At 44.4% G+C, this 13,286-nt stretch carries 12 protein-coding genes and 1 other annotated feature; of the genes, 9 read left to right on the top strand and 3 right to left on the bottom strand.

Annotated elements, in window-relative coordinates:
• The first annotated feature begins 497 nt into the window (after positions 1 to 497).
• The 9 genes from B4K26_RS05550 to tdh all read left to right on the top strand — a co-directional run bounded on the left by B4K26_RS05550 (position 498) and on the right by tdh (position 10,493).
• Positions 498 to 1,727, top strand: coding sequence for an acetate/propionate family kinase (locus B4K26_RS05550; protein WP_296244047.1), 1,230 nt, complete (start codon positions 498 to 500; stop codon positions 1,725 to 1,727).
• Positions 1,728 to 1,882: 155 nt separating this feature from the next.
• Positions 1,883 to 4,039, top strand: coding sequence for a phosphate acetyltransferase (gene pta, locus B4K26_RS05545; RefSeq protein WP_296244046.1), 2,157 nt, complete (start codon positions 1,883 to 1,885; stop codon positions 4,037 to 4,039).
• 179 nt (positions 4,040 to 4,218) lie between these two features.
• Complete coding sequence (locus B4K26_RS05540) at positions 4,219 to 5,142, top strand: nicotinate-nicotinamide nucleotide adenylyltransferase (protein WP_296244045.1); 924 nt, start codon at positions 4,219 to 4,221, stop codon at positions 5,140 to 5,142.
• A gap of 153 nt (positions 5,143 to 5,295) precedes the next feature.
• On the top strand, positions 5,296 to 5,709 hold the full coding sequence (gene rsfS, locus B4K26_RS05535) for a ribosome silencing factor (RefSeq protein WP_296244044.1): 414 nt from the start codon (positions 5,296 to 5,298) through the stop codon (positions 5,707 to 5,709).
• A 209-nt stretch (positions 5,710 to 5,918) separates the two neighbouring features.
• Positions 5,919 to 6,686: an MOSC domain-containing protein gene (locus B4K26_RS05530; protein ID WP_409521353.1), complete on the top strand. Its 768-nt coding sequence runs from the start codon at positions 5,919 to 5,921 to the stop codon at positions 6,684 to 6,686.
• Positions 6,687 to 6,692: 6 nt separating this feature from the next.
• Positions 6,693 to 7,571: an N-acetylmuramoyl-L-alanine amidase gene (locus B4K26_RS05525; protein WP_296244042.1), complete on the top strand. Its 879-nt coding sequence runs from the start codon at positions 6,693 to 6,695 to the stop codon at positions 7,569 to 7,571.
• A 28-nt stretch (positions 7,572 to 7,599) separates the two neighbouring features.
• Complete coding sequence (locus B4K26_RS05520; protein ID WP_296244041.1) at positions 7,600 to 7,806, top strand: hypothetical protein; 207 nt, start codon at positions 7,600 to 7,602, stop codon at positions 7,804 to 7,806.
• Between the two features lie 401 nt (positions 7,807 to 8,207).
• A complete protein-coding gene (gene kbl / locus B4K26_RS05515) occupies positions 8,208 to 9,398 on the top strand; it encodes a glycine C-acetyltransferase (RefSeq protein WP_296244040.1) in 1,191 nt (396 codons plus the stop codon).
• Positions 9,399 to 9,467: 69 nt separating this feature from the next.
• Positions 9,468 to 10,493 (top strand): L-threonine 3-dehydrogenase, encoded by a 1,026-nt coding sequence (gene tdh / locus B4K26_RS05510; RefSeq protein WP_296244039.1) that lies wholly within the window; start codon positions 9,468 to 9,470, stop codon positions 10,491 to 10,493.
• A gap of 218 nt (positions 10,494 to 10,711) precedes the next feature.
• Here the strand turns inward: tdh and B4K26_RS05505 are convergent.
• The 3 genes from B4K26_RS05505 to B4K26_RS05495 all read right to left on the bottom strand — a co-directional run bounded on the left by B4K26_RS05505 (position 10,712) and on the right by B4K26_RS05495 (position 13,161).
• A protein-coding gene (locus B4K26_RS05505) for an IS3 family transposase (RefSeq protein ID WP_296244038.1) occupies positions 10,712 to 11,931 on the bottom strand; the annotation gives its coding sequence in 2 pieces (ribosomal slippage) (positions 10,712 to 11,646 and positions 11,646 to 11,931; 1,221 coding nt in all).
• Positions 11,540 to 11,656, bottom strand: a sequence feature (AL1L pseudoknot). Its footprint overlaps the gene before it by 117 nt.
• Positions 11,932 to 12,554: 623 nt before the next feature.
• A complete protein-coding gene (gene nadS / locus B4K26_RS05500) occupies positions 12,555 to 12,836 on the bottom strand; it encodes a NadS family protein (protein WP_201534059.1) in 282 nt (93 codons plus the stop codon).
• Positions 12,826 to 13,161: a type II toxin-antitoxin system RelE/ParE family toxin gene (locus B4K26_RS05495; protein WP_296244037.1), complete on the bottom strand. Its 336-nt coding sequence runs from the start codon at positions 13,159 to 13,161 to the stop codon at positions 12,826 to 12,828. The genes nadS and B4K26_RS05495 overlap by 11 nt, the downstream gene beginning before the upstream one ends.
• Positions 13,162 to 13,286 lie beyond the last annotated feature (125 nt).

The following is a 13,286-nucleotide window of genomic DNA, read 5'->3' as shown; positions in this document are numbered from 1 at the left end:
AATCACTATCAGCGAAAATAAGGCTGCAATCGGGATAATAGGACAATTTTTTAATCATAGCATTATTCGACAAAGCTGTGCGCCTACTACCTCTGACTGACGCATAAATTTATTAGAATTAGGAACTGACGTGACGGTCTATCCTAATTCAAATCTGATAGTTGTCGTGGTATGAGATTTAAAATATGGTACATTATAGTTAGCCCTTACACCTGTAATGAGGTGCTAGGATGCGTTTTATTGACCTTAAAAGCAGTAATATTTTCGGCATTTTATATTTTTTTAAGAGGCTTTAAAAAGCCTGTAAGTCCAAAAATGATAAAAATTAATAATAAAAATCAGCGATATAATTGTTGCGTATGTCAGTTGTTTGACATACGCCAGCAAGGATATGGCTGGTTTTTGTGTATACAGCCGGTGATAATCGATGTCGATTCATCACTTACCAATATCCACTTACATATCTCCACTCACAACATAAAATCTAAGGATAGAGTATGAGCGCTGGCGTAACCAACACTTTTAATAATAAAAACTCTGAAGCATTAACCCTAAATAATCCCACTTTAGTCCTCAACTGCGGCTCCTCTTCCATCAAATATGCTTTGATTAGCGATGACGATAGCACGCGTATCACGGGTCTGGCAGAAAACTTAGGTCTTGATACCGCCCGTATTAAACACACGACGTTAAATGGTGAAAAACTAGAAATCGCCATTGCTGGTGGTCGTCACAAGCTTGCCTTAACGAAAATCCTTGAGTTATTAAGACAGTATCACTTTATTGCCGTTGGTCATCGGGTGGTACATGGCGGCCGAGAATACTCAGAAGCTGTGCGGGTCGATGCGCATGTCTTAGAAGAAGTAAAACGACTAAAAGTGCTAGCGCCTCTACATAATCCTGCCAATGCTTTGGGTATTGAAGCAGTACAAGCTATTTATCCTGAGATTCCGCAAGCGGTGGTATTTGATACCGCTTTTCACCAAACCATGCCACCCGTTGCTTTCCGTTATCCGCTTCCAAAAGTCCTTTATGAAGAATATAAAATTCGTCGTTATGGCTTTCATGGCACCTCGCACGCTTATGTCTCAGAACGCGCCAGCAACATTACCAGTGCCAAAGGGCCGCATGGCTGGTTAACCGCCCATCTAGGGAATGGTTGCTCAGCCACTGCTGTCTATGATGGCAAAAGTCTAGATACCAGCATGGGATTGACGCCGCTTGAAGGCCTCATGATGGGGACACGCAGCGGTGATGTCGATCCAAGCTTACACATTCATCTCAAGCGCCAACTGGGAATGAGCTTAGAAGAAACGGATAAAATGCTCAATAATGAAAGCGGTCTGCTTGGCATCTCAGGCTTGTCAAATGATTTACGTACCATTGAACAAGCGGCTAGTGAGGGGCATCAAGATGCACGGCTTGCGATTGAGATGTTCTGCTACCGCATCGCCAAATACCTCGCCAGCTTTAGCTGTGCCCTACCGGACTTTACCGGAATTGTCTTTACAGGCGGTATCGGCGAAAACTCGGTCACCACGCGTGCGCGCATTTTAGAGATGATGCCGCATTTTGGTATCAAAGTAGATGCTGATAAAAACGCCAGCTTGGTCGGTGGCCGTGAAGGCAGTTTTCATGCTGAAGGTAGTAGTGTTGAGCTGTGGGTTGTGCCAACCGATGAAGAGTGCCGCATCGCACAAGAAACGCGTCAAGCGCTGGGTTTATAAGGATAGGTTTATAAGGCTGGATTCTATAAATGTTGAATCTACAATAAAAACAACCCTCTGCTATAAGAGAACACGATATTTTTCTTGTAGCGCGAGAATAATAGGCTTTTTAACACGCCCACCCTTTAAAAATAGAATAAATAGTAGGATACATTATGCAAACTTTTTTACTTGTGCCCATCAGTCGCGGTATCGGAGTGACGTCGGCGGCATTAGGTTTGATTCGTGCGTTTGACTATAACGGTATCAAAGCAGGATTTATGAAACCGTTTTTACAAGACGACCCTCTTGATAAACAAAGTAGCTTAGACAGCTCAAGCGCCTTAGCCATGCATGCTTTTGGCCTTAATCCGCCCAAATCTATCAGCCGTCAACGCGTTGAGCGGATGCTTGGTGATGACAATCTTGACGCCTTGATGGAAGAGGTGGTCGTTAACTATCATACCCTCGGTGATGACTACGATGTGGTCATTTGCGAAGGCCTAGTATCAACGACCGAGATCTCTTATGCCTCACAAATCAATCGCGCTATTGCCCATGCTTTAGATGCCAAAATCATCTTTGTCAGTACTGCAGATACCAGTAAACCTGCTTATTTAGCCGATAAGCTCGACGTATATGCCCGTGAATTTGGTGGCGTCGCCAGCGATCGCACGTTAGGCTGTATTTTAATGCGTATGCATGATTTGCCAAATGTTCAAGCTACCATCGAAAATCAAATGGTCGCTCCAGGCGAAGCCATCGTCCATTTAGACGACGGCTTTATGCAAGAAGTTCAGCGCCTATCACCGTATTTTAATACTGAGCAGTTCCGAATCATCGGGGTCGTCCCGTTTAGTGACTCGCTCTCTGTTCCTCGTACATGGGACATCGCCGCTGAACTTGATGCCACATGGCTAAACGTTGGTGAAGCAAAATCTCGCCGTATCACGCGAATCAGTCTGACTGCTCGCTCGGTTGCACGCGTCGATGAAGTGTTTAAACGCGGCACGCTTGTCGTTGTTCCAGGTGACCGCGATGATTTATTATTGGCAGCAGGACTTGCCTGTATCAACGGTATTCCTTTAGCAGGATTGGTATTGACGGGCGGCGTGGTTCCAAGCCCAACGGTCACTGAGCTTTGGCAATCAGCATTAAAAACCGGCATTCCTGTCATGAGTGTTGAAAGTGACAGTTATGAGACGGTTCAAAGCCTTGTGCACATGAGCGCTGAGATTCCAAGCGATGACACCGAGCGCGCCGAAGAAGTGGCGCGTTATGTCGCCGCGCATCTAGACCTTAACTGGATTAAAGAATATTTTAGCCACGAGTATGAGACGCGTCTGTCACCTTCCGCATTTCGTCATCAGGTAGTCAAAAAGGCGCAAAAGGCCAAAAAACGTATCATCCTGCCAGAAGGTTCTGAGCCGCGAACGGTCGAAGCTGCGTGCATCTGCCAAAGCCGTGGTATTGCCAATTGTGTGCTTCTCGCTAAACGCAGTGACGTTGAACAAGTGGCAAAAAATCGCGATTTGGTCTTGCCCGAAGGCATAGAGATTATCGACCCTGACACCCTTGATATGGATAAATATATCGCAGCGGTAGTCGAGCGCCGTAAGGGTAAAACCAACGAAGAGGTCGCCGCTGAATATTTAAAAGATACCGTTTATCTAGGGACGACCATGCTCCAGATGGGTGAAGTCGACGGTCTCGTTTCTGGGGCGGAACATACCACGGCTAATACCGTTCGCCCAGCATTTCAGTTGATTAAAACCGCGCCGCAGTACTCGCTGGTTTCGTCCGTTTTCTTTATGCTGTTGCCTGAGCAAGTGGTGGTTTATGGCGACTGTGCCATTAACCCAGATCCGAACGCCGAAGAGCTGGCTGAAATCGCTATTCAATCGGCACAATCGGCCGCTGCTTTTGGTATCGATCCAAAAGTTGCGATGATTAGCTACTCAACAGGCTCATCAGGAACAGGAGCCGACGTCGAAAAAGTCACCCGCGCGACCCAAATCGTTCGTGAGCGTGCGCCTGATCTAAAAGTCGATGGCCCATTGCAATATGACGCGGCTTCTGTGATGAGCGTTGGTAAACAAAAAGCGCCTGACTCACCCGTTGCCGGTCAAGCCAATGTCTTTATTTTCCCCGATCTAAATACAGGAAACACTACCTATAAAGCCGTTCAACGGAGCGCCAATGTGGTCAGTGTTGGGCCGATGCTACAAGGTTTAAATAAACCCGTTAATGACTTGTCACGTGGGGCCTTGGTCGATGATATTATTTACACCATCGCCCTGACCGCCATCCAAGCGCACAGCGACGCGATTTAATAGCATCAAAATGATGCTTAATCATCCTATATTTAACCGACTATCAACATGATGGTCGGTTTTTTAGTAAAGGTAAGCGTTTTTGACGCCGTGAGCCTACTTGGCTGCTCGCAATAATGCTATAGTTCACCTAAAGTCATTTAACCACAACGCCCAGAAGCAGTAATTTTTGCTTATTTATGTCTAATTCTACCGCTCATCATTTTATCAAAAACCCTGCGCCCGCCATTCGCGCCTATTTGGGCGGCTCATTTGATCCTGTCCATAACGGTCATTTGCAAATGGCGTTGTATATTTATCAGAGTTTATTACCGATAGCTACGCTACAACAGCGTAAGCTTCAGGTGTCATTATTGCCCAATGCGCGCTCGCCCTTTAAAGAACAAAGCACCAATCCTGAGCACCGATTGGCCATGTTAAAGCTGGCCATAAAAGATACCCCGCTACAAATTAATGAGCTTGAGCTGTGGCAAACGCCGCCTGTCTATACGATCAATAGCGTAAAAACCTTACGTGCACGCTATCCGCATGACAGTCTGATATTTATTATGGGAATGGACAGCGCCCAGAGTTTAGATAAATGGAATGACGGTTTGGTACTGACTGATTATGTCAGTTTATGGATTTTCAATCGTGTTAGCATTTCCCAAAACGACAGCTCTGCTAAAAATCCTGATGAAAATAAACAACGCGCTGATAACGATTTGGTAATGCAAAACTCAACTGCTCTGCAATCTCAGCTTCCCATACCACTGCAAAGCTTAGTCGCTGACTCAGCTACTGACCTCGTCACGCCAAATTTGCAGCATTTAACAGACCGCACCAACTTGAAAAATGTCATACGAGGCCGCATTTATATAGACTCGCGCCCTGTGACAGCGATATCGAGCACCCAAGTTCGCCAGAAGCTGCGCCAGCAATTGCCGCGAGCGCCGCAATTGATGGATATAAAACACACTGCCAAAATGCAAATCGCAACTTTTCAGTCAATAAATGCTATCATTAACCCTACTACACCCAATTCATTTGCTAAATGGCTAAATCCTGCCGTTTATCAATATATTATCGCCCATCAGCTATATTCTGCTGCTCAATTCCGTTAAAATCGCCTTATACTTTTAATATTGCCTACTTTCTCCCATTTGCCGCAAAAAACGATTGCCCACCTATCTCACTGTTGAAGGCCTCGTTAGCTCAGCCAATGGGACGATTTACTATTTTATTTTTAATATTTATGATTGAAGAGATGACCATTTATGACCAATACCATGACTGAAGAACGCTTAAAAGAATGCTTAGCAGTAGTCGAAAACACGCTTGACGACATGAAAGCGAAAAATATCACCGTCCTAAACGTAGAAAACTTAACTGACGTGATGGAACGCATCATTATCGCTGACGGAACCTCAAAACGCCACGTCCGCGCGATGGCTGACAGCGTCGGTGCCGAAGCTAAGCAAGCAGGTTTTATGCCACTTGGCCGTGAAGGTGGTACAGATTCCGACTGGACTTTGATTGATTTGGGCGCGGTTGTCGTGCATATGATGACGCCGCAAGCCCGTGAATTTTATGACTTAGAAGGTCTATGGTCATCGCCTGATCAATTGGCTGAGCTGGTTGCCGTGCCGCGTGAAAAGAAAACTGCTGGTCGCCGCAATAAAAACAAATAAGGCTGTCTATTACCAAAATGGCTTCATAAAAAGACCAGATATCTATTCTGGTCTTTTTTTATTTAAATTTTAAGGCATTGATAAACTTTAAAATACCGAAACCGTATAATCAGGCGCATGATTAAGCTAAGATAATAACCACTATAAATATCTATAACACTATCGTCACTTACCTAATAAATTCCCCTGAATTAGGAAATCTAATGAGCATGGAACAAATAGACTCTGCCATCAAAGAAAACATCATCGACTTTAACCAAACACTGCCGCTACATATCGCCAATTTAACCTGCGTCCGAGCAGGTAAAGCCATGCCGTTTGCTCGTGAGCAGATAAGCGCGATTGATAAAGCACCTATCGAAGCGCCTGTTGCTGTCAATTTTATGGGCTTAACTACCGATGAGCAAGCCGATAGACGCCATCATGGCGGCCCGCTAAAAGCTGTGCATCAACTAGCAACGGCAACTTACGATAAAATTAACGCTGAGTTTGGTCTAAAGGTACGCATTGGAACCTTGGGTGAAAACTTAACAACTGAAGCGGTAAACGGTTTGCCAGAAATGGACGAGTCTAACGTTTGTATTGGTGACGTCTTTGAATATGGTAGGCAGTATGGCGATATTGACACTAATGACAGCGTACAATTACGTATTGTGCAACCGCGCCGCCCTTGCTTCAAAATCAACGACCAAATCGGTCAGTTTAAATTGAGTAAAGTGCCAAATATCGCCTCTTGGGTAACCAAACAAGGTATCGCTGGTTGGTATTTTGACGTCGTTCGTGATGGCATGATTAACGCTGATTTGCCGATTTATTTAATTGAGCGCCCCTATCCTTTTGCGACGCTGGAAAAGTTATGGCAGCTGGCTAATTCAAAAGAGAAGTTTGATGCAGAGGTGATTGGGCCGTGGCTGGCGATTGAGTGTTTGGAGGACAGCTGGAAAACCGTTTTGGCGAAGAAGATTAAACAAGGTTAATCGTTCATGGTAAAAAATCTCTTTTTAGCATTTGTCCTAACGCTGCCCCTAATTGGCTGCGTGACGACTACTAATATCCAAATAGCGAACCCTAAACCTTTCGTCGTTGATAGCGAGACTTATCAGGCAACGGGCAAAAGCGAGCGCATCAAAACCATTATCCTGCACTATACGGTGAGCAACAATGCCCGCGCTATTAAGCTTTTGACCACCGGTGATGTCAGCGCTCACTACTTAATTTTAGATCATGACGATAATAAAATTTATAACTTAGTTCCTGAAAGTGAACGTGCTTGGCATGCAGGCAATGGCGGCTTTGCAGGCAGAACGATACTTAACGATACCTCTATCGGCATCGAGATTGTCAATGCAGGCATCAAGCCTGAATATCGAAACGCTTTAAAAAATAGCGAACTCGACTACCATCCTTATGAGCATTATGTAGAATTTAATGAGGTTCAGATTAAAAAAGTCGCGCAATTGGTGCAGGATTTGTCAAAGCGCTATCACATCTCTCCCAAGAATGTCATTGGTCATGCCGATATGGCACCCTCGCGTAAAATCGACCCCGGTGCCAAGTTCCCTTGGGAGCGCCTGTATAAAGAGCACGGCATCGGCGCTTGGTATGATGACTTTGATAAGCAATTTTTTATGAATCAAGATGCATTTTCAGCAGCAACGATACCTGAGATTAAGCAAGCGTTTCGCGATTATGGTTATCAAATCAATGATAGCGATGAATGGGATAAAGCCAGTCGCAATGTCGTTTATGCCTTTCAATTACATTTCAGACCGCAGCAGCCAACGGGCGAGCTAGATTTAGAAACCTATGCAATATTACAAGCACTGAACAAGAAGTATGCTGGTCGTGATGACTTTTATTAAGTGACAAAAATATGAGGAGACCTAAGCCATGAGTAATTCTCAATACAATGATAAAGATGAACAAGACGAACTTCAGAAATATCTAGAAGAAAAGGCCAATCAAGCACATGAAAAAGAGCAGGAAACTGAGCCACTCTCTGCGTATGAGGCTTGTGTCCTTAGAGAGAGCGCGAAGATTCATGAGTTGATTGCTAAGGCGCAAGGCGAGGCTCTTGAGAATTCGAAGGATGAATAGCCATCTAACTGTCAATACCTTCTATCATTGGCATGATGACTGGCATCCTTCTTTATATTGTGCTCTATCCTTTAGTTGAGAAAGCATTGCTTGCGTATCATCTCCTTCAGCCGAATCACACTTTACGCAAAAGTGTCTACATCAAAGCGAGAATACAGTTGCTTATTATAGGATTGTTGCCTGGGCTACTTATTGCGATGAGCTAATGATAGAATTACCGCCTACGGGATTATAGACAGCATCATTGCTCGAACCATATCGTTGGTTTTCCTATCGTTGGTTTTACTGAAGATAGGATATGTGTAGCTTTGATAGATTGTTCCCATTAGCAGTCCTAATATCTACATTACCAGTATTTGCATTACCAATGAAGACTCTAAGAATATCAAAAAGGAATATTTATGTATCAGGCGTTTCAAAAACATTTACAGCAAGAAATCAGCGATATACGCGCGGCGGGACTGTATAAAACTGAGCGCATTATCACCTCCCCACAAGATGCGCTCATCAAGATCACCGATGGCCGTGAGGTGCTTAACTTCTGTGCCAATAACTATCTTGGACTGTCTGACCATCCTGAGATTAAAAAAGCGGCTATCCGAGCCATTGAAAACTCAGGTTATGGCATGTCATCGGTACGTTTTATTTGTGGAACGCAAGATTTGCATAAGCAATTAGAAGCGTCGATTTCTAAGTTTTTTAATACCGAAGATACGATTCTTTATGCGGCCTGTTTTGATGCCAATGGCGGTGCCTTTGAGCCACTGCTGACCGCCGAGGATGCCATTATTTCTGATTCGTTAAACCATGCCTCAATCATTGACGGTGTGCGCCTGTGTAAAGCCGCGCGTTATCGCTATGCCAATGCAGATATGCAAGATTTAGAGACTCAGCTACAAGCGGCGCAAGCACAGCGTTTTCGTTTAATTGTCACCGATGGTGTGTTTTCAATGGACGGTAATGTCGCACCAATGGATGAGATTTATGCGTTGGCACAAAAATATGATGCCATGGTAATGATTGACGAGTCGCATTCAGCAGGCGTCGTCGGTCGCACCGGTGGCGGCGTGACTGAATTGTTTGATCTACGCGGTGATATTGAGCTGATCACTGGAACCTTGGGCAAGGCATTTGGCGGTGCTATTGGCGGCTTTACGACGGGTAAAAAAGAAATCATTGAGATGCTCCGTCAACGCTCACGCCCCTATCTATTTTCAAACTCCATTCCTCCTATGGTGGCTGCGGCTGGCGTAAAAGCGTTTGAGATGTTATCGCAAGACAATACTCTACAAGATAAACTGCATGAAAATACCGCCTATTTTGTCAAGCAAATGCAAGATGCCGGCTTCGATATCAAGCCTACTGAATCGGCCATTTGTGCGGTGATGCTTTATGACGCCAATGTCTCACAACAAATGGCAGATGCGCTGCTTGAAGAAGGCATTTATGTGATTGGCTTCTTCTACCCTGTCGTACCCAAAGATGAGGCTCGCATTCGTGTCCAGCTCTCTGCCGCCCATACTCGCGAGCAGCTAGACCAGTGTATCGCCGCCTTTATCAAAGTCGCCAAGCAAATGAAAGTAATTGATTAAGGCATGTTTAACACCCCCTAAGCGTAGTTCAGTATTTATTTTTTAAACACAGCTAAATAAGAGAAAAGTATGAAAGCACTGGTTAAAGCACATGATAAAAAAGGCATCTGGATGCAAGACATGCCAGAACCGACAGTCGGCATCAATGACGTTAAAATAAAAATTAAAAAAACCGCCATTTGTGGCACAGATTTGCACATTTATAAGTGGGATGAATGGTCACAAAACACCATCAAGACGCCGATGATTATTGGACATGAATACGTCGGTATCATTAGTGAAGTGGGCGATGGTGTCAAGCATTTTAAAGTGGGTGACCGAGTCACAGGCGAAGGCCATATCGCTTGCGGACATTGCCGCAACTGCCGCCGTGGTAAGCTACATGTGTGTGAAAACACTATCGGCGTGGGCGTTGACCGCGATGGCGCGTTTGCCGAATATTTGGTGATTCCTGCCGATAATGTCATCAAACTTGATGAGCGTATCAGTGACGAGATGGCCGCCATTATGGACCCATTTGGCAACGCCACTCATACTGCCTTATCCTTTCCTGTACTTGGTGAAGACGTACTGATTACAGGTGCGGGACTGATTGGTTCAATGGCAACGGCGATTTGCCGCTTCGCAGGAGCACGTAATATTGTGGTCAGTGATATCAGCGATTATCGCTTAGAGCTTGCCAAAAGAATGGGCGCTACGATGACCATCAACCCAGCCAAAGGTGAAACCATCGAAGGCGCCATCGATACCTTAAACATGCACGGCTTTGATATTGGTCTTGAGATGTCAGGCTCGCCGCAGGCCTTTGACTCAATGATTAGTAATATGTATAACGGCTCTAAAATCTCCCTCTTGGGCATTTTACCCAATACTACCACGGTGGATTGGAGCAAAATTATCTTCAAGGCGTTAACTCTAAAGGGTATTTATGGGCGCGAGATGTGGGAGACGTGGTATCAGATGGAGCAAATGCTGATTAGCGGTATTGATTTGTCGCCAATCGTTACCCATCGCATGCACATCGATGACTTCCAAGAAGGCTTTGATATCATGGAAAGTGGGCAATGCGGTAAGGTGATTTTAAGCTGGGATTGATTTTGTTGATTCGTGCTTAGCTTTTATATTGTGACGACTTATAAAACGGTGCTGATTTCAGTGCCGTTTTTTATATGGTAAAAATCATAGGGAGGATAAACTATGGGCTATTCTGAAGCATATAAACTTGAAAAGTATTTAGTAGAAAAAGCCAAACAAGATCAGGCAAAGGAGCAGTATGAACCGCCCCGACTATATCGGAGAGTGTTTTATTTGAGTCAGGCAGCAATACCTGACAGGATTAAATTATCATAATACCGCTTTTCAAACTCAAAGGGTGGCACATAACCAATCGTGCTATGTAGACGCTTCTTGTTGAACCAGTCTACCCATTCAAGGGTTGCCAATTCAACATCATTAACGCCAGTCCAGCTCTCCTTTAGATACTCAATCACCTCAGACTTATAGAGTCCATTGACCGTTTCAGCCAAGGCATTGTCGTATGAATCGCCTGTTGTACCGACCGAAGCAATCACGCCAGAGTCAGCCATTTTATCAGTATAGCGAATGGATAAGTACTGAACCCCGCGATCACTGTGATGAATGGCATCCTTAGGATTATTCCTATCTGCTATCGCCTGATTTAACGCCGCCATCACCATATCTGTGTTCATACGATTAGATACTTTCCAGCCCACAATAGCGCGGGCAAACACATCAATGATAAAAGCGGTATAGACCCAGCCGCTCAATGTCTTAATATAGGTAAAGTCCGCCACCCATAGCTGATTGGGTTGACGTGCATTAAAGTTGCGATTGACCAAGTCATCAGCACGCTTCTGGTCGTCACGGCTGTTGGTGGTAATCTTACCCTTACCGCGCCAGACACCTTGTAAGCCATGCTGTCTCATTAAACGCTCTACAGTGCAACGAGCAACCTGTAGCCCGTCCGCTTTCATCTGCTGCCAGACTTTACGAACACCGTAACGGCATTTACTGTCCTGCCAAATACGTTTGATTTTACTGATATAGTAGTCGTCATGCTGACTTCGTAATGAGCGCTTCTCAGGACAGTCCTCTAAGTCTTTAGCACGATAATAGGTTGATGGGGCAATTGGTAGGACTCTACAAATTGACTCGATCCCGTATTGACATTTATACTCATCGATAAACCTAACCATTTTCTTAGTCAGCGGCCCGTCTCCGCCTGGGCGAAAAAAGCGGCTGCTTTGCGTATAATTTCATTAGCTTGCTTAAGCTCTTTATTCTCGCGTTCAAGCTCTTTAATACGTGCAGCTTGATCCTGAGCTTGAACATTAGCTGGTATAGTTTTATCTATGTGCTTTTTATGCCACGATCGCAAGGTTTCAGGCGTGCAGCCAATCTTAGAAGCAATGGCTTGAATAGCTGACCATGTGGAGGGATAGTCGCCTGCTGCTTCAATCAGCATGCGAACGGCGCGTTCTTTAATCTCAGGAGTGTAGGTTTGTCTTTTCATTGTCGTATTCTCTCAGAAAGTTAGGTCTCCGACAATCACGGGGCGGTTCATAGTTACATTTATTTTACTATCTGATATATCGACACTCTCTTGTGAAAGAAGCGACTTTAAAGTTAGCGGTACACAGCTCATTGGTAGAGGAAATTCATTTATGTAGTCGATTATTTTCGTCATTCAAATAGTATCCATAACGTAAATTCAATAAAGTAAAAGTCGCGGTTTTATAAGATGAAATAACTAAACCACAATAGATGGTAGCAAGAACGCGATGTCACCGCTAGCCCCGACTGAAACAGTATTCTGCTAATTTGGGCAAGTTGCGGTAGCTAGGTTTTGGGATGGCGACGCGAAACAAGCGACGACCCAAACCGTAGCCATCGCCGCGCCCAGACTGGCAGATACAAGCGGAAGGCGGGAAATAGCTCCCACATAAAATCAAACCCCCCACACAAAAAAGGTGAGCCTAAGCCCACCTTTTTCATTATCTAAAACTAACTCAACTTATCCTAGCGTAACCAAGCTCGGGCATTACGGAACATACGCATCCACGCGCCGTCCTCGTCCCACGCATCCGTAATACCACCGAGTGCGTGACCAAGATAAGATTGGCTATTTTTGATCAATTAAGCTTCGGCAATTAACTCAGGCTTTTTATTCAATAAGCGCATTAATGTAACCGCAGCCCCTGTTGGGTTTCTGGTACCTTGCTCCCAATTTTGTAAGGTACGCGAACTGATATTAAGTTTATCGGCAAACTGCTGTTGCGATAGCCCTGTCTTAGTTCTTATTTCCTTAATACTGGGCATGTCATGGGTAAACTGGCGGCTAGGCTGAGCCTGCCCTTTAGCAATCGCCAATGCTTGATTGAGTGATGTAGACAAATCATCGTAAAATTCATTGCTCATGGCTATACACCTCTTTAATTTGTTGAGTCAGTTTGTATAAACTAGACTTCTCTTCGCTTGATAGAGAGGCTTGTTCATTCTTCGGATAAGCTAGCAGCATAAAAAATATGCCCTGACTATTCACAAAATAATAGATAATCCGAATGCCGCCACTCTTACCTTGGCTAAGTGCCCATCTGGTTTTTCGAACGCCTCCTGTACCTTGAATCAAATCACCTTGTTCTGGATTATTAATTGGATTTTCCTGCAGCTCTTTATAAGCTTCATCATCTAATAGTTTCAGTACTTGCTTAGTAAATATTGGCGTTTCGATAAAATGTAACATTCAGTACCCTTTATCTTTACGTTTCATTATATACGCCATTGAAGTACTTATCTACATATTTTTTCTGAATCTAATTGAGCTAAATATTCCAAACATAAAAAAGGTGAGCTTCACGCCCACCTTTT

This window comes from Psychrobacter sp. UBA6766, from assembly GCF_002453355.1.
In the GTDB taxonomy this organism is placed as follows: domain Bacteria; phylum Pseudomonadota; class Gammaproteobacteria; order Pseudomonadales; family Moraxellaceae; genus Psychrobacter.
This window is presented reverse-complemented; position numbering and strand designations above follow the sequence as displayed.

Excerpts from the sequence above, each read along its gene's own strand:
- nadS (WP_201534059.1), bottom strand. The coding sequence starts at position 12,836 with ATGAGCAATGAATTTTACGATGATTTGTCTACATCACTCAATCAAGCA.
- B4K26_RS05520 (WP_296244041.1), top strand. The coding sequence starts at position 7,600 with ATGAGTAATTCTCAATACAATGATAAAGATGAACAAGACGAACTTCAG.
- B4K26_RS05540 (WP_296244045.1), top strand. The coding sequence starts at position 4,219 with ATGTCTAATTCTACCGCTCATCATTTTATCAAAAACCCTGCGCCCGCC.
- pta (WP_296244046.1), top strand. The coding sequence starts at position 1,883 with ATGCAAACTTTTTTACTTGTGCCCATCAGTCGCGGTATCGGAGTGACG.
- tdh (WP_296244039.1), top strand. The coding sequence starts at position 9,468 with ATGAAAGCACTGGTTAAAGCACATGATAAAAAAGGCATCTGGATGCAA.
- B4K26_RS05530 (WP_409521353.1), top strand. The coding sequence starts at position 5,919 with ATGGAACAAATAGACTCTGCCATCAAAGAAAACATCATCGACTTTAAC.
- B4K26_RS05525 (WP_296244042.1), top strand. The coding sequence starts at position 6,693 with ATGGTAAAAAATCTCTTTTTAGCATTTGTCCTAACGCTGCCCCTAATT.
- rsfS (WP_296244044.1), top strand. The coding sequence starts at position 5,296 with ATGACCAATACCATGACTGAAGAACGCTTAAAAGAATGCTTAGCAGTA.
- kbl (WP_296244040.1), top strand. The coding sequence starts at position 8,208 with ATGTATCAGGCGTTTCAAAAACATTTACAGCAAGAAATCAGCGATATA.
- B4K26_RS05550 (WP_296244047.1), top strand. The coding sequence starts at position 498 with ATGAGCGCTGGCGTAACCAACACTTTTAATAATAAAAACTCTGAAGCA.
- B4K26_RS05495 (WP_296244037.1), bottom strand. The coding sequence starts at position 13,161 with ATGTTACATTTTATCGAAACGCCAATATTTACTAAGCAAGTACTGAAA.